Source organism: Bradyrhizobium sp. USDA 4369, assembly GCF_054056435.1.
Window position 1 is genome coordinate 1,958,129 of sequence record NZ_JBSRYH010000001.1, and the last position, 16,511, is coordinate 1,974,639.

Annotated in this window: 12 protein-coding genes; 2 read left to right on the plus strand and 10 right to left on the minus strand. The window is 67.0% G+C overall.

From position 1 onward, the window contains the following. Nucleotides 1-303: 303 nt before the first annotated feature. Together ACVIJ6_RS08855 and ACVIJ6_RS08860 are read right to left on the minus strand one after the other, a co-directional pair. Nucleotides 304-900, minus strand: coding sequence for a tyrosine-type recombinase/integrase (locus ACVIJ6_RS08855; RefSeq protein ID WP_456772399.1), 597 nt, complete (start codon nt 898-900; stop codon nt 304-306). After that, a complete protein-coding gene (locus ACVIJ6_RS08860) occupies nt 863-1,351 on the minus strand; it encodes a phage integrase central domain-containing protein (protein ID WP_456772400.1) in 489 nt (162 codons plus the stop codon). Before ACVIJ6_RS08860 ends, ACVIJ6_RS08855 begins: the two co-directional genes overlap by 38 nt. A gap of 1,061 nt (nt 1,352-2,412) precedes the next feature. On the opposite strand from ACVIJ6_RS08860, the gene ACVIJ6_RS08865 reads away from it, so the two are divergent. After that, nucleotides 2,413-3,585, plus strand: coding sequence for an MFS transporter (locus ACVIJ6_RS08865; RefSeq protein WP_456772401.1), 1,173 nt, complete (start codon nt 2,413-2,415; stop codon nt 3,583-3,585). A gap of 80 nt (nt 3,586-3,665) precedes the next feature. Here the strand turns inward: ACVIJ6_RS08865 and ACVIJ6_RS08870 are convergent, their stop codons facing one another. The 4 genes from ACVIJ6_RS08870 to ACVIJ6_RS08885 form a co-directional block, all read right to left on the minus strand. Then, the gene (locus ACVIJ6_RS08870; protein ID WP_456772402.1) at nt 3,666-5,393 is read right to left on the minus strand and encodes an acyl-CoA dehydrogenase family protein; all 1,728 of its coding nucleotides are present in this window, start codon (nt 5,391-5,393) and stop codon (nt 3,666-3,668) included. A gap of 164 nt (nt 5,394-5,557) precedes the next feature. Further along, a complete protein-coding gene (locus ACVIJ6_RS08875; RefSeq protein ID WP_456772403.1) occupies nt 5,558-6,301 on the minus strand; it encodes an SDR family NAD(P)-dependent oxidoreductase in 744 nt (247 codons plus the stop codon). Nucleotides 6,302-6,352: 51 nt separating this feature from the next. Then, nucleotides 6,353-7,390 (minus strand): NADP-dependent oxidoreductase, encoded by a 1,038-nt coding sequence (locus tag ACVIJ6_RS08880; protein WP_456772404.1) that lies wholly within the window; start codon nt 7,388-7,390, stop codon nt 6,353-6,355. Between the two features lie 13 nt (nt 7,391-7,403). After that, nucleotides 7,404-9,002, minus strand: coding sequence for an AMP-binding protein (locus ACVIJ6_RS08885; protein WP_456772405.1), 1,599 nt, complete (start codon nt 9,000-9,002; stop codon nt 7,404-7,406). A gap of 204 nt (nt 9,003-9,206) precedes the next feature. Between ACVIJ6_RS08885 and ACVIJ6_RS08890 the strand changes: the two genes are divergently transcribed. Continuing rightward, nucleotides 9,207-11,819, plus strand: a complete 2,613-nt coding sequence (locus ACVIJ6_RS08890; protein WP_456772406.1) for a LuxR C-terminal-related transcriptional regulator — start codon at nt 9,207-9,209, stop codon at nt 11,817-11,819. Nucleotides 11,820-11,824: 5 nt separating this feature from the next. Here the strand turns inward: ACVIJ6_RS08890 and ACVIJ6_RS08895 are convergent, their stop codons facing one another. The 4 genes from ACVIJ6_RS08895 to ACVIJ6_RS08910 are packed head-to-tail and all read right to left on the minus strand — an operon-like array spanning nt 11,825 to nt 16,356. After that, the gene (locus tag ACVIJ6_RS08895; protein WP_456772407.1) at nt 11,825-12,664 is read right to left on the minus strand and encodes an enoyl-CoA hydratase/isomerase family protein; all 840 of its coding nucleotides are present in this window, start codon (nt 12,662-12,664) and stop codon (nt 11,825-11,827) included. A gap of 29 nt (nt 12,665-12,693) precedes the next feature. Further along, nucleotides 12,694-13,809 carry a saccharopine dehydrogenase family protein gene (locus ACVIJ6_RS08900; RefSeq protein WP_456772408.1) on the minus strand — a complete coding sequence of 372 codons (1,116 nt, stop codon included), beginning with the start codon at nt 13,807-13,809 and terminating at the stop codon, nt 12,694-12,696. 11 nt (nt 13,810-13,820) lie between these two features. After that, nucleotides 13,821-15,113, minus strand: coding sequence for an acyl-CoA dehydrogenase family protein (locus tag ACVIJ6_RS08905; RefSeq protein WP_456772409.1), 1,293 nt, complete (start codon nt 15,111-15,113; stop codon nt 13,821-13,823). Nucleotides 15,114-15,117: 4 nt separating this feature from the next. Next, entirely contained in the window at nt 15,118-16,356 is a 1,239-nt protein-coding gene (locus ACVIJ6_RS08910) for a thiolase family protein (RefSeq protein WP_456772410.1), read from the minus strand. Between the last annotated feature and the right edge of the window lie 155 nt (nt 16,357-16,511).

The window sequence follows — 16,511 nt, forward strand, 5'->3', positions numbered from 1 at the left end:
ACTCCAACATCGTGACGGCTGGTCGATCGAAGACAATCCGTCGCTCGTTATTTGCGCGCCTCAGCGACGATCGATGCCTAAGCACGACCTAAACTAAGCCCAATGACTGCGATCTCGGCGGCTGTAGGCTCCTCACATCTGGAGTTTGTTCAAGCTCCTCGATGGCGAGCTTCAGCCCGCCGCATGCAGAGGTGCCGGCCGATGTCGCCCGGCGTATTGGACTGCTAAGATTAAAGATCTACCCTAGCCTATCGGGGCGCCGCCGAGTGCGAAAGTTGCACACCTAAGCAAGCGAATGGACTATCATGCGCGCATCGAGATTATCTTTCGATCCGCGCCTCCGTTTGACGCGCAGAATGTTGCCCAATCGAACATCAACGATTTCCGCTTCTCAAAAAGGTCACCTCGTCGGTAAGCGGCCTCGACCTTGCTATTGATCGTGTGGGCGAGCGCCATCTCGACCACTTCATTTGGATAATTCGTGCACTCGGCGGCCAAGTCCCGGAAGGTCGACCGGAAACCGTGAGCCGTCAGATCCGATCGTCCCATGCGGTCCAGCAGCGCCAGCATGGCCATATTGCTGAGCGGCTTGTCGTGCTTGCCACCGGAAAACAGGTGCGCCCCACCCTGCTCTTTGCGCAGCGTCTCGGTTATAGTGAGCGCAGCTGCCGACAACGGGACGCGGTGCTCCTTGGAGGCCTTCATGTGTCCGGCCGGCACCATCCAGACCTTGTCCTTGATTTCTTCCGGGCGCGCACCGATCACCTCACCGGTGCGCGCGGCCGTAAGGATCAGGAACGTGAGCGCGCGTGCCGCGACGCCCTCTTGGGCACGCAAGGTTGTCATGAATACGGGTAGCTCATCATAGGGCAAGGCGGCGTGGTGCTTGACCTTGCGCACCTTGCTTGACCTTGCGCACCTTGGCACGCGCTGGCAGCAGCTTGTCGAGATGGCCGCGCCGCCGAGCTGGATTCTCACCTTGGCGAAAGCCGCGCACCGTCGTCCAATCGAGCATCGCTCCAATCCGGCCACGCAGCCGCGAAGCCGTTTCCGGCTTCTTCGACCACAAGGGCTCGATGGTTTTCATCACCAGCGCGGTGTCGATGCTGTAAACCGAGAGCGAACCAATCACCGGCTCGGCATAGGTTTTCAGCGTCGAGCTCCATTTGGTTCGCCTCAAAACGTGGGTAAACGCGTGCAGGATTTGGGTAGCATCGTGGGTAAGGTTGCGAGGCAGAGATGGCGCATCTGGTGGGCCGCCTGACGGCACCTGAAGGTGATAAAGGTCAAGAAGCCCGGCATGTAAGCCGATGGCGCCGGCCTCTATCTGCAGGTCACAGGCGACGGCCAAAGCACCCCTGCCAACTCCTGGATCTTTCGCTTCACCCCTCGCGGCCGCACCCGCGAAATGGGCTTTGGTTCCTTCTCGATCTTTGGGTTGGGCGAAGGCAGCCGAGTATCGACGGCAGGTCTACGAAGGGATCGATCCGATCGAGGCGCGCCGAGCGCAGCGCGCCCAGGCTGCGCTGGAGGCAGCCGCCGCGCTGACCTTCAAGGAGTGCACCACGCAGTATCTCGCGGCTCACAGCGCCGGCCGGCGCAACGCCAAGCACGCGGCACAGCGCGGACGTTTGCGAGCATCAAAGGCGAAAATTGCGGCGATTTTTCAGGGGCTTGGCGGACGGCAGCGAACAGATGCGAACGCTGGGATGGCAGAGAGAGTGTGTCCTTCACATCTGATAACTTAAACTATTGAAATATCTAAGTTGTTTTCTTGATTTTCCCGTTCAGCACCCGGATTTCTACCCGGTACGCGAAGTTCGATGTCGGTGTTCGCTTGCGGGCCCTCTCTCCACCTGACACATCTGAGTGAACGATAGCATCTCACCGATCTCGTCTCGTCAGTCTCAAACCAATATTGTCGCGAGGAGTAAGGCGGGGCATGCGGTTGAGGCCGCGACCTTACCCTCGCGCGTTCACGCTAGCGTGTCTCCAGCAGATGCGTTCCGAACCATTCGCGCAGCCACGGCAAAAGAGGCACAGATCTCTTGGTCGACCGCAGTCCGGCCTCAGGGCAGTCTTCAGCCTCCCTTTTCAGCCTACCGTTTCCTCCTCCAGCTGCATCAGCCGACGCGTCTCGATCGGCGGCAGCCCGTCATGCTTCTTCTTGTTAAAAAGTCTCCCGACTAGTTTCTGCCTTGCGGCAGATTTCTGCCGCGAGCGGGCGGCGAAACCAGTTCATCCCGACTTTGAGCTGTCGCGGCGCATGCAGCACGCCACCTGACCCGCAGCCCCCCCTTTCGCGGGGGGCGCGGCGTCCGGCCGCGGTGCTCATACTCCTCTCCTTGAAAGCTCGACGGCGAAGACCGTCGAGCCCGCAGCCTCGAAGCTGACAAAAAAAGGGAGGAATACATGACGTCGATGGTTGAGCCGCTCGATCGAGCGAGCCCTGCGCCCGGAACGACGCAGGGCGTTCTGCTGGGGCTCTACTCGCTGGTGACCGTCGCAGCCGCCGTGCTGCTTGCCCCGGCCATGCCGATCATCGTCGCCCACTATGCCGCGACCGATCCCGGCGCTGAGCCGAAGGCCCTGTTTGCACTCTCGGTGCCGTCGTTGATGGTCGCGCTCTGCTCGAGCTTCGTCGGCTCCGTGCTCGATCGCTTCGGCCGCAAGAAGGTGCTCGTCTTCAGCGTGCTCGCCTATGGCTGCATCGGAATGGCGCCGGCGCTGGTTGAGATGACGCTCAATGCGCTGATCGTCCAGCGCATCGTGCTGGGCGCGCTGGAGGCGGCGGCGATGACGAGTTCGACGACGCTGATCGGCGACTACTTCGTCGGCAAGGCGCGCCAGAAATGGTTGATCATGCAGACCGTCTTCGTCTCGCTGTCGGGTCTCTTCTTCATTCCGCTCGGCGGTGCGCTTGGCGAGATCGCCTGGAATGCGCCGTTCTATGCTTACGGCCTCTTCATCCTGGGCGCCCCGGCGGCCATGCTGCTGCTGCACGAGCCAGTGAAACATGCGCACGAGCCGCCCGCAGGCAGATTCCCGTGGAAGGACGTGCTCGGCCTCTACGGCTTCGGTTTCGCGCTGGCCGTGCTGATCCTGGTGGTCCCGATCCAGTTGCCGTTCCTGCTCACGGCACGCGGAATCACGTCTCCGCTGACGATCAGCATGAGCGCGATGAGCTTCTCCCTCGCCATTCTGGTCGGCTCGCTGCTCTACCGCTTCCGGGCGGACGCCTCGTTCAAGCTCAACCTCATCGGTGGATTTTTTCTCGCCGCGCTCGGTCTCGCGCTCGTGGTCGGCACAGAGCTTTACGGCGTGACGCTCCTCGGCTGCGTCTTCACCGGCCTCAGCATGGGCTTCCTGATGCCGACGATCACGACCCAGATCATGACGCATCTGCCGTTCGAACTGCGCGGCCGCGGCACCGGACGCTTCAACACCGCCTATTTCATCGGCAATTTCGGCAGTCCGCTGATCGTGCTGGGGATCGCGGGCGCCGTTGGCGGCTTGCCGCTCGCGATAGGGCTGATGGCGGGTTTCGCGCTGATCTGCGCGGCGCTGGGCTTGCTGGTCAAATAAGGCCGAAGCTGTTTCGGTGGGATCGCACGAAGAGGGCGCCCGCGGGCGCCCTTGATCGTCTTGAAGGACACCGGAGCACTTCAGGCGGCGAGCGCGGCGCGGACGGCTTCCGCCAACCCGAGATGGCGCGGCAAGATGCGGCGCATGTAGAAATCGGCGGTCGCGATCTTGTCGGCGCAGAACTCAGGATCGGCCTCCGCGGTCGCGGCGGCGACGCGCGCCATCTCCGCCCACTCTCCCGCAAGCGCCACGAGACCGAACAGGGACAGATAGTCGCTTGCCGCATCGCTGCGCGGCACCGGCGCGGCGCGGCTGACGGCGGCGGTGAGATCGCGTAGCGTCTGCAGCGCTTCACAGGCACGCGACGCCGAGGGCAACACGCCCGACACCCGCTCGAAGCGCTCGGCGAGCGCGTCGAAATAGCGCTGCGCCGGCCGTCCGTCCTTGAGCGCGAGCTTGCGGCCGACGAGGTCGAGCGCCTGGATGCCGTTGGTGCCTTCGTAGATCGCGGCGATCCGGATATCGCGCACCCATTGCTCGACGCCCCATTCACGAATGTAACCGTGGCCGCCCAGCACTTGAACCGCGAGATTGGCGGCCTCCGTGCCGGCATCGGTCAGGAACGATTTGGCGACGGGCGTCAGCAACTGAACGAGATCCGCACTCGCCTCGCGCTCGGCGGCCTCGGACGCCGCTTCACTGAAGTCGAGCGCCAATGCGATGCGCAGCACCAGCGCCCGGCCGCCCTGCGCCAGCGCCTTCTGCGTCAACAGCATGCGGCGAACGTCGGGATGGCGCGCGATGGCGTGCGGGGCCGGGTCGGTCGCACCGGGCGCGACGCCCTGGCGCCGGCTGGCAGCGTAAGCCTCAGCGATCTGGCCCACCGCCTCCGCCGCGCAAACGCCCTGGAGCGCGACACCAAGCCGCGCGGCGTTCATCATCGTGAACATGGCCGCGAGCCCGCCATGCGGCTCGCCCACCAGCCAGCCCCTGGCGCCGTCGTAGTTCATCACGCAGGTGGCGGAAGCCTTGAGGCCCATCTTGTGCTCGACGCCGCCGCAACTGACGGCATTGCGCACGCGCGTGCCAGCACGGTCGTCGACGAGGACGTTCGGAACCAGGAAGAGGCTGATGCCGCGACTGCCGGCCGGCGCGTCGGGCAGCCGCGCAAGCACGAGATGCAGGATGTCCTCGGTGAGATCATGCTCGCCGCCGGTGATGAATATCTTCACGCCGGTGATGCGATAGGCGCCCTCGCCGTCCGGCTCCGCGCGCGTGCGCAGCAGGCCGAGATCACTGCCGCAATGCGGCTCGGTCAGGTTCATCGTCGGCAGCGTCTCGCCGGCCACGATCGCCGGCAGATAGATGTCCTGCAGCTCCGGCGCAGCGTATCGCGCAAGCGTGCGATAGGCGCCGTCGATCAGGCCACGATACATTGCAAAGCCTGGATTGGCCGACGTCATCATCTCGTCGACGAGCGCATAGAGCGTATGCGGCAAGCCCTGTCCGCCATGCTCGACGGCGGCGGTCAGCCCCGCCCATCCGCCGTGGCGGAAGCGCTCGTAGGCCTGAGGAAAGCCCGCCGGCGTGGTGACGCGGCCCTCGGAGTAGGCGCAGCCCTGTTCGTCGCCGGAACGGTTGAGCGGCGCAAGAACCTGTTCGGCAAACCGCGCGCCCTCCTCGATCACCGCCCAGAGAAGATCGGGCGTCGCCTCCGCGAAACGCTCCGTCTCGCAGAGCCGCGAGGCGACGAAAACGTGATCGAGCAGAAAGCGGTAGTCCTTCAGCGGCGCGACGTAGCTCGACATTCGGCTGGGTCTCTCCTGGAGTGAAACGATCAACGCAGGTGCGGTTGGCGCCCACCTCGGCGCGCAATCGAGCCGGCCGCACGGCCTGCGTCAAGTGCTCGCCATCAGCGCCGGGATCCACGGCCTGCATCGAAGCCGCCTGCCCGCCGCGGATGACGTCGGATTCAGGTGACGGCGATGCCGCCGTCGGTCAGATGCACGCCGGCAGTCATCGCGTTGGCGGCGTCGCTGAGCAGAAACACCGCGACATCGGCGACCTCTTCCGCGGTTACGGTGCGTCCCATCGGCTGGCGCGCGTTCACCATCTCGACGAAGCCCGGTTGCGAGAACAGCGGCTCGGTGAGCGGGGTGCGCACATAGGCCGGACAGACGGCGTTGCAACGCACCCCGGCGCGGCCATAGTCGACGGCGACCGACTTCGTCAGCCCGATCACGCCGTGCTTGGACGTGACATAGGCCGGCAGATTGGCCTCGGCGAGAACGCCCGCGACGGAGGCGATATTGACGATCGAACCGCCGCCGGTCGGCAGCATCTGCTCGAGTTCGGCCTTCACGCTGTAGAAGACCCCGGTCAAGTTGACCGCGAGAACCGCGCTCCAGTTCTCCGCCGTGCAGGCGCCGACAGGGCCGAACTCGCCGCCGATTCCGGCATTGTTCACGGCGCCGTCGAGCCGGCCGAAGTCGCGCACGATCTCGGCACACACGCACTGAATCTGAGCGAGGTCGGAGACGTCGGCCCCATAGGCGCGCGCGCCCTCGATCTCCGCCGCAACAGCGAGCGCGCCCGGCTCGTCGAGCCCGACCACCGCGACCTTGGCACCGGCGGCACCGGCGCGGCGCGCGATCGCAGCGCCGATGCCGGTCGAGGCGCCCGTGACCAGCACGACCTTGTCCTTCAATGAGCTCATCGGCCTGTTTCCTCCTCGAGACGACCCTTGTTACGTTCCGCCGGATGCCGATCAGACCGGGTCGGCGACATGCAGCACCAACTTGCCGGGATCTTTGCCGGAGAACATCGTTGGCAGCAGATCGGGCGCCTTCTCGAAGCCGTGCTGACGGTTTTCCGTCACGCGCAGCCTGCCCTCCATCACCCAGCGTCCAATCTCGGCGGCTGCCTGCGGGATCTGCTCGGCGTAGAAGAACAGCAGGATGCCCTTCACCGTGAGCTGATGCGTGCAGATCCGCATGTAGTTCTGGGGTCCCTGCACCTTGACATCGGTGTAGCCCTGGCTCATCGCGCCGCAGATCAGGATGCGCCCACGCGCCGCCATGTGCAGGAACATCGTGTCGAGCAAGTCGCCGCCGGCATTGTCGAAATAGGCGTCTACGCCGCTCGGCGCGAGCTCCGCGAGCCGCGCGGGGATGTCGTCGTTCTTGTAGTCGATGCAGGCATCGCAGCCGGCGTTCTCGATCGCCCAGCGGCATTTCTCAGGCCCCCCGGCGACTCCGATCACCCTCGCGCCGAGCAGCTTCGCGATCTGGCAGGCGATCGACCCGGTCGCCCCGGTCGCGGCCGAGACGACGACCGTATCACCCTTGCCGATCTTCAGCCCATCGGTCACGCCGAAATAGGCGGTGAGGCCGCCGACGCCGAAGACACCGAGGTTCCACGACAGCGGATAATCGGCCTTGGGCAGATGGCGCAGCGGCATCGGCCCGTCGGCGCGGACCACGGCATAATCCTGCCAGCTCATGAAGCCTTCGACGACATCGCCGATGCGATAGTCCGGATTGCGCGACTCCACGACCTGCCCGATGCCCATGCAACGCATGGGTTCGCCGGGCATGATCGGCTTCATGTAGCCGCCGTCGTCCGTCAGCCAGATGCGCTGGCTGGCGTCGAAGCCGAAATAGAGCGAACGCACGAGTACGTCGCCTTCGATCAGGGCCGGGACGCCGCCCTCGACAAGGTCGAAATCGGCTCGGCTCACCGCGCCGACGGGACGGCGGTTCAAGATCCACTGGCGATTGACCGTATTCGCCGCGATGGCGTTCATTGGACGTCCTCCCTCAATTGGTTGTTTGTCTGGGCTGGCGGAAGTGATCGCGCAGGTCCTTCTTCAGCACCTTGCCGACGGCGCTGCGGGGCAGGCTTTCGACAAAGCGCACGCGCTTGGGCGCCTTGACTGAGCCGAGCGCGGCCTTGCACAATGCGATGAGCTCATCCTCCGTCGCCGCGGCACCGGCGCGGAGCTCGACCACCGCGGTGACCGCCTCGCCCCAGTCGGGATCGGCGACGCCGATCACGGCGCAGTCGAGCACGGCCGGGTGACGCCAGATGACCTGTTCGACTTCGCTCGGATAGACGTTGAAACCGCCGCTGATGATCATGTCCTTCTTGCGATCGGTGATGTGTAAATAGCCCTCGGCGTCGATATGGCCGAGGTCGCCGGTGCGCAGCCAGCCGTCGATGACGGCCTCTGCAGTCTTATCGGGTTGTTTGTAGTAGCCCATCATCACGATGTCGCCGCGCACCGCGATCTCGCCGGTCTCGCCGGTCGGCAACGGCCGGCCGGTCTCGTCGAGGATGGCGGTCGAATTGAAGACGGACGGCAGACCGCAGGAGGCGAGCCGCGCATCCTCGGCGATCTCGCCGTCGCGGTAATGATCGCCCGGGCGCAGGAAGGCGATGGCCCCGGGCGCTTCGGTCTGGCCGTAGCCCTGCAGCATGACGGGACCGAACACGCGCAGCGCCCGGCGTAGCTTTTCGACCGACATCGGCGCCGCGCCATACATCAGATACTTCAGCCGCGAGAAGTCGCGCCGCTCGATCTCTGGCGCCTCCAGCAGGCGATAGATCACGGTCGGCGGCAAGAAGAACTCGGTGACGCCTTGCGACGTGACCAGGTCGAGCAGCACCGCCGGATCCGGCTTGGTCATCACCACGATCTTGCCGCCCCGCGCGGTCGCGGGCAGCGTCAGGAAGCCGGCGGTATGAGTCATCGGCGCGGCCGCCAGATTGACGATCTCCTCGCCGGGCGCATAGGGCGTGTTGACGATGCCGTTCATCGCCGAGACGATGAGATTGCGATGGCTCAGCATCACGCCCTTGGGCCGCCCCGTCGTGCCGCCGGTCGGCATGATGGCGGCGAGCGCGGCGGGGTCGGGCTGGAACGCCATCGGCGTGGCCGGATGGCTCTCCAGCAAGCGCGCGAGCGAAGCCGCGCCCTCGTCGTCGCCGTCGATGCAGATCAGGTGGCGCAGGCCGGGACAGGCCGCGCGGATCGCCGCGACCGCCGGGGCGAAGGCGGATTTGAAGAACAGCACGTCGACGTCGAAGCCCTCGACGAGCTGGATGTGCTCGGCGACGGGCGCACGCGGGTTCAGCGGCGTCCAGACCAGGCCGGCGCGCCACACCCCGACGACGCAAAGCCAGGCGACCGGATCGTTGTCCGAAAGCACTGCGCATTTGGCCGCGCCGTCGAGACCCTGCGCCGCAAGCGCGCGGGCAACGCGGAGCGACAGATCCTGCGCCTCTCTGAACGTGATCTGCCTGTCGTCGATGACATAGGCGATCCTGTCCCTGCCGAGGCTTGCGCCCCTGTCGAGCAATGATGCGAGCGAGATGGCGATCTCCTCCGGGAAACGTCTGCGTCTTGGGCGCGACATTGGTTGTTGCGCGTGAGATACGCGACGACAGGCGCGGCTGCGCCCCCCAGCGACGGGGGGGCCGCAGGTCGGCCGGGCGCCGTCTTGCCCTAGATTTGAAACGCGCCTTGGCGCTATGAAGAGACGCATAAGACGACGCAAAAGCGCCCGTGCGGGGAACGGTCCGACTGGCAGGACGCCCGATCACGGTTTGGGAGGAGACTCGTGACCTGGCGCAAGGCCATCGTGCTCAAGACGGCGCCGCCGACGCTGGCCGAAGCCGCGATGTCGCGCCCGCGGCTTTCACTCGACCGCTGCCTGTACGGGGCAACCCAGATTCTGGAGGTCAGCGCGCCGCTAGGGTTTGGCAAGACCAGCCTGTTGACCCATTGGCGCGCCGAAGCTCTCGCCGCGCGTCGGGCCGCCATCTGGTTCGGCCTCGACGCCGAGGACGACGGATCGAGATTCGTTCAGGGCCTGTTGCACGCATCCTCGCGGCAGGATCCGCGTGTGATCGGCGAGGCGTTTCTGCAATGGGCGCGCAACGTTGCCGCCCCCTACGAAGCCCTGACGGCGTGGCTCGCCGAAATCGAACGCAGCGGGCGCGAGGCGCTGCTGCTGCTCGATGACGCCGATCTGGCGCCACCCGCGTTGCGCGAGGGCGCGCTCGCCTATGTTCTGGCGAACGCGCCGGCGAACCTGCGCACAGCGCTTTCGACCCGACCCGGCGCCGAGATCGCGCGGCAGCCCGCTTTCGCCGGCTCGTCCATCGCCCGCATCGGCACGCAGGCGCTGCGGCTCACGGAGGAGGAGACGGTCGAGATCGTCGCGCGCGCGCTGCCAGCGGCGGAGGCGGCCAAGCTCGGCGCCCGTATCCAGGGCCTGACCGATGGATGGCCGCTTGGTGTTCATCTGGCACTGACGGCGCAGCTCGGGCGAGGCCTGGCCGAGACGCCGGAGGAGACGGTCTCGCTCGCGCTCGGCCAGTTCTTCACGGACCGGATCGTCAAGCAGCAGCCCGAAGCCGTGATCGACCTGCTCACGAGCCTCGCTTTGCTCGATCCCGTGCATCCCGACCTGTGCCGCGCCCTCGCCGGCCCCGAGGCGCCCGTCGCGGAGGTCCTGCAGCTCGCCGACCTCACGCCGTTGCTGACCCGCATCGAAGGCGACGAATGGCTTCGGCTCAATGCGGCGGCGCGCGATGTTCTGGGCGCGATGCAGGCGGCGTGGCCAAAAGCGCGCCGCCGCGCCGTCGCGCAGACGGCGGCGCAGTGGTACGCCGGGCGCGGGCTCTACGAGGAAGCCGCCAATCAGGCGCGGCTCGCCGGCGACAGCGAGACGGCGCTCGACATGGCCGAACGGGCGATGCGCGAGATGACGGTGCAGGGCCGCACGGCCGAGGTCCTCGACTGGGTCGACCGGATGGCCGCCGACGGCATCGAGCGGCGTCCCGCGGTCTGGCTGCCCGCCGCCTGGGCGGCCATGAACAGCTTGCGCTTCCTGCAGGTCGAGCCGCTGCTGCAGCGCGTGCTCGCCCAGCCGGGCCTCGATGCGCAGGAGCGCTTCGAGGCACTGCTGATCGAAGCCTCCACCGCCGGCTATGGCGACGACCTGCGCAAGCTCGAGCATTTCGCCGCGCAATGGCCGGAGCCCGAGCGCGGCGCCGGCGCGAGCGAAATCCTGATTCATGCACTGTGCCTGTGCACCGCCGACCTCCTGCGCGGACGTCCGGGGCAGGCCCGCAAGCGTCTGGCGAGCGCGCTGGTCGACGTCGACCGGGCGAAGGCCTCCGTCCTCGTGGCAGCCTTCGTCGAGTACTATCAGGGACTATCGCTGCTCTGGGAAGGCAAGGCAGAGCTTGCCTACGAGCTTCTGCGCGGCGCGCTGCGAAGGCTGGAAGGCAGGTTCGATCCGCGCCACCGCATCGTCTCGACGATCGCCGCCGTCTTCGCCGAAGCCGCCGTCGAGACCGACCACCTCGACGAGGCCCGCAGTGTCATCCTACGGCGCCTGCCGGAGATCGAGAAGATCGCCGTCCCCGACGCCGTCATCGCCGGCTATCTCGCTTCGGCGCGGCTGGCGGAGATCGAGGGGCGGCTCGATCTGGCGGAGGAGCACATCTCAGGCCTGGTCGCGCTCGGCCGGATGCGCAGGCTGCCGCGCATCGAGGCCGTCGGGCTCGGCGCGCTGGCGCGCTTCAACGCGCGCAATGGCCGTGACCGCGCGGCCGAGGACGTCGCCGATCAGCTGAGCGTGCTGGTGGCGCAGCATGACGGCAAGCTGCCGGACTCCCTGCTCGACATGTTGCGCCTTCAGGCGGACCTCGCGGCGGCGGCGAGCCGGGTGCGCAGCGAGGTGGCCGCCGATCTGCAACTGGCCGCCGAGAGCGCGCGCAAGGCGCAGAAGCTCGCGATACGGCTGGAGTGCGGTCGCGAGCGATTGACGGCGCAGGGCTTGTACGGACGCGCCCTGCTGCGGCAGGGTCAAGCCAAGGGCCAGTCCGAATTGCGCGAGGCGGCAGCGACAGCGCGTGCGTGGGGACTTCAGCGCATGCACGCGGAGTTCAGCGCGAACGCCGCCGCTCCGGGGGAGCGCATCCCCGTGGCGCCAACGCCGCGCGCCGCCACTGGCCAGGCCGCGCGTCCCGGCCTGCTGACCGCGCGCGAATACGACGTCCTGCACGGCCTCGCTGCCCATCTCAGCAACAAGGAGATCGCGATCTCGCTGAACCTCAGCGACGAGACCGTGAAGTGGCACCTGAAGAACCTGTTCCAGAAGCTCGACGCGGGCGAACGCAAGACGGCCGTCGCCCGCGCGCGCGTGCTCGGAATGCTGTGAGCCCCTCAGCCGCCAGCGGCGAGCCTGGCGAGATTGGCCGGCAGATCGAGCTCGAACTCGCGCGTCTGCCCGACCGCCGCCATCGCCTGCGCCGCGGCTGCGATCGTCCCGCTCGCGATGCCGGCGCGAAAGCCGACATTCTCCGCCGCCATCGCCGCAAACAGCGGCTCGACGAAGGGCTGCGCGACCTTGTCGAGCACGGCGCGATGCATGGCGATGGTTTCGGGCGTCAGCGAGACGATGCGGGCGACGAGATCTGCGACATAGGCGTCGAGCTCGGCCTTCGGCAGCGCACGGTTGATGAGGTTGTAGCGCTCGAATTCCGCCGCCGAGAAATCGCGGGTGGACAGCAGGATCTCCAGGCCGCGCGCCGGGCCGGCGCCGAGCAGCATGCGCGTCGCGCCGCCACCGGTCGCCAGGAACCCGGCGCTCGCTTCCGGACTCGCGAACAGCGAATCCTGCGAGGCGAAGCGCATGTCGAGCGCGAGCAGAAACTCCAGTCCGCCGCCGCGCGCGCGACCGGCGACCTTGCCGATCGTCACCTGCGGCACGTTCTGCCAGCTCAGGCCCAGCGCCTGCACGACGTTGATGTCGGGGAATTTGCTCTGCGTCGCCGGGTTCTTCAGCGACGCCTCGAGCTCCGTCATGTCGAAATGCGCGATCCAGAAATCCGGATCGGCGCTGTCGACGACGACCACCTTGAGGCCGCGGTTCTGCATCAGCAGGCCGCTGACCTGGAACAGCTCGCGCACCATCTGGCTGTTCATCAGGTTGATCGGCGGATTGCGCAGCGTGACATGGAGCGCGCCGTTGTCCTCGCGCAGGGTCAGGGTTTCGAAGTTCATAGGTAGGCTCCTCAAATGCCGGCGAATGATCAGACGAGGCGCTCGACCTTGAGGCCCGCATAGCCGTAGCTCTCGAGCGCGCCCAGGAGCTCCTTGTGGCCGAAGGCCTCGCTGGGGCTGGCGAAGCCCACCCGGCGCGGCGGCTCGCGCGTTGCGCGCATGGCGCCATAGGCCTGCATCAGGCCCGTCGTGTAATAGCCGCCGGTGGCGATCAGGGTGGACTTGACCATCACGACGTTGCCGCTTCCGACGCAGACGTCGACGGCACGATGGACGAAGCGGGATTCGCGCGGCGGCGTCGCCGGCGTGATGGCGATCGCCATTGCGTCCAGCATGGGATAGAGCACCTCATCCGGGATCCATTGCAGCGACACCTTGTTGGCGCGCTCCAGCTCCAGCTCCTTCTTGTAGAGCTCCTGGTTCCACATCGCGACCATCATCTTGCAATTGCGCACCCGCCCGTCGCGGCTGAACCAGATCGGATGCGAGGTCCCGCCCCAGTTCGAGGCGCGCAGCACCTGGCCTGAAGGCGCCGAGATGTCGGTGGTTTCGATGCCAGGATATCTGACGAGTTCGCGGTTCTTCAAATAGACCGCGGGCTGGCGCACGGCGTCGAGAATGGTCTGCGCCGAGGCGACGGTCGGCACGGCCTCGGCAATGCCGGTCAACTCCAGCGAGTCAACGCCGGGCGTGTCGAGGCAGAAGCGCGCACCGATCTCGGAGACGCCGTACATGTAGGCGAGCGACGGCACGATCAGGCGCTCGATCTGGCGGAACTTGGCGTCCCACTCACGCATGAGCTCGGCGACCCAATGCTGTTCGCCGGTGGTGTCGAAATAATGGACCTTGGCGCGATAAGCCGCCTCGACAATCTCGCGGCCGAAGCGATTGAACGGGCCGACAGTGTTGCAGACGACCTGCCGGCCCGTCAGCAGTTCCGTCAGCGCTTCCGCGCTGTGCTCGACTTCGGCGATCTGATATCTGGCCGCCTCGATGCCGGGCACGATGGCGAGCGCGGCCTCGATCTTGGCGCGGCTGCGACCGGCGGCGATGAAGGGCACGCCGAGCTCGCGCAGATGTTCCATCACCAGACGCGCGGTGTAGCCGCTCGCGCCATAGACGACGACAGGATAGTCGGAACTCATGGTGTCCTCCGTTAGGATCTGCTTTTTGTTTCCGCGCCCCAGGCGGCGTGGCGGTTGACCTGCGCCATCAGGAAGCCGAAGTGCATGAACAGCAGGCTGGTCTCGCCGTCCTCGATCTGCATGGCGCGCGCGTCGCGCAGCAGCTTCTCGATCGGATAGTCCTGCGTCAGCCCGACGCCGCCGAACAATTGCAGCGCCTCGTTGCAGACGGCGAACATCTCGGCGCTGCAGAACGCCTTGCCGGCAGCGGTGAAATAGGGATGCGACGCGGGCGACAGCCGCGTGTATTCGGCGACATGGCGGGCCATCGCCTTGATCGCCTCGACCTTGGCGCCCATGACGCCGAGCCGGTATTGCGTGAGCTGGAGATCGGCGAGCAGTGCGCCGCCCTGGCAGCGCTGGTTGACATAGTTGAGCGCCATCTCGAAGGCGGCGCGCGCAAGGCCGGTCGAAACGTGGCTCATCGCCGTGCCCGCATGCGCCCAGGCCATCGCGTGCTTGATCTCGTAGTCGTCGCGCGTGGCCACCGCGAAGCGGCGCGGCACGCGCACGTCGTCGAAGAAGATCTCGCCCTGCGGCAGCGGCCGCTTGCCGAGCTTGCGCAGCGCCCTGCCGCGCGTGATGCCCTTGAGGTCGAGCGGCAAGACGATGTTGCAGCCGAACGTGTCGCCGTTCGCGGCGTGGTAGCCGTCGCCGTAATCGGCGACGATGTCGAGCAGCCCGACCTCGGCGACATAGCCGTTCGACACCCAGGACGAGCTCTGCCCGTTGATCACGATCTCGTCGCCGACGAACCGCGCGGTGAGATTGCCGACATTGCCCTTGGCGCCGGCGGCCCGCTCCTGCGAATAGAGGGTGAGCCCGTCCGAGCCGCGGTCGGGCTGCGTCGCGATCCAGCAGCCGAGCCTGCCCTGGCACATCTCGACGAGCTCGCTTCTGCCGCTGGCGAGCGAGGCGCGCATAGGCATCTCGCCGGCGCCGGCCGAGACCGCGAGGCCGACATCGCCCCAGCCGAGTTCGGCGATGACGACGCCTTCGAGCCGCGCCGCCGCCGCAGGCTCCAGGCTCGCCGTCGCCTCCGGCCCGACGCCGAGGCCGGCGAAGGCCTTGTGGAAGTCCCAGAACGGCGAGCCCGGCGCATAGGCCGCGTCCGGATCCATCCGGTCGAGCGCGCGGCCGATCGGACGCATGACCTCGGCGGCGAAGCGGCGCAGTCCCGCTTGCGCGCTGCGCTCCTCGGGCGACAGGCTCGCGTCGAAGCCGGACAGCTCCATGTGCGGCCACGGTATGGCGTGTGTGGTCATGGCGTCACCTCGTGAACAGATTGACGGTGACGACGGCCTCTTCGTAGCCGACCTGGCCGCCGCCGTTTTCCTGCAGAGCGACCTTCGCGCCCTCGACCTGCCGCGCGCCGGCTTCACCGCGCAGTTGGGTGACGAGTTCGGCGATCTGGCCCAGCCCGGTGGCGCCGATTGGATGCCCCTTGGATTCGAGCCCGCCCGAAGGGTTCACCGGAACGCGGCCACCGAGGGTGAATTCGCCGCGCTCGGCAGCCGCACCACCCGCGCCCATCTCGGCGAGCCGCAGATATTCGACCGCCATGATCTCGCCCATGGCGGTGGCGTCATGGACCTCCGCCACCGAGACCTCATCGGGGCCCAGTCCCGCCGCCGCATAGGCCTTGTCGGCGGCGCGCCGGCACACGGCGCTGGCGAAATCCGTGGGTTCGCGCGGCGTGGCCGTGGCGATCGCTGTTCCCGCCACCTTGATCGCCCGGCGGACCGACCCCGAAAGCCGCCTGAGGCCGGCCTCCGAGCAGACCACGACCGCCGCGCCACCATCGGAGATCGGCGAGCACATCGGCATGGTCAGCGGATAGGTGATGGGATCGGCCGCCAGCACCTGCTCGACGGTGAAGGGCTTACGGTATTGCGAAAGCGGATTGTGGACGGAATGGTTGTGGTTCTTGGCGCAGACCGCCGCGATCTGGCGCTGCGTCGTGCCGAACTCGCTCATCCAGAACCGGCACATGGCGGCGTAGATCGCCATGAAGCGGCTGTAGGGGCGGCTCGACTCGCTACCCTCGGGCGGCGCGATCGCGGTCCCGAGCGCGAGCAGCCGCGCGGCGTTCTCCTCGGCCTGCGCGACGTCCCAGCCACCTTCGAACAGCTGGATCGCGCGCAGCTTGTCGACAATGTTCATCTTCTCGGCGCCGAGCGCGAGCGCGACGTCGCATTGCCCGGCGCGGATCGCCTGCACGGCGAGCTGGAACGCGCTCGTCCCGGAGGCGCAGGCGTTCTCGACATTGTAGACCGGCAGACCCGAGAGTCCGATCCGGGCGAACACGACCTGCCCCGGAATGGCGAACTGGCCCTGCAGCGCGCCCTGCGTCTGCCCCGAATAGAACGCGGTCTCGATGTCAGCCGGCGCCGCGCCGGCGTCGGCGAGCGCGAGGTCGAACGCCTCCCTGGCGAAGTCCCAAACCTGTTTTTCCGGATTTCGGCCGAACACGGTCATGCCGACCCCGGCGACATAGATGTCGCCCATGTTTCCTCCCCGACGGCTCAAGTCATTTGTCGGGAGGGTTAGCGCCGCGCCGGTGGCGCCGTCGCCCCCTCTTGTCGGGGGGCCTGTGCGAGGGGGCACGCATGAGATCGGCGGCGTCAGGGTGCCTGCAAGAGAAACCGACACCGGCGCCGAGG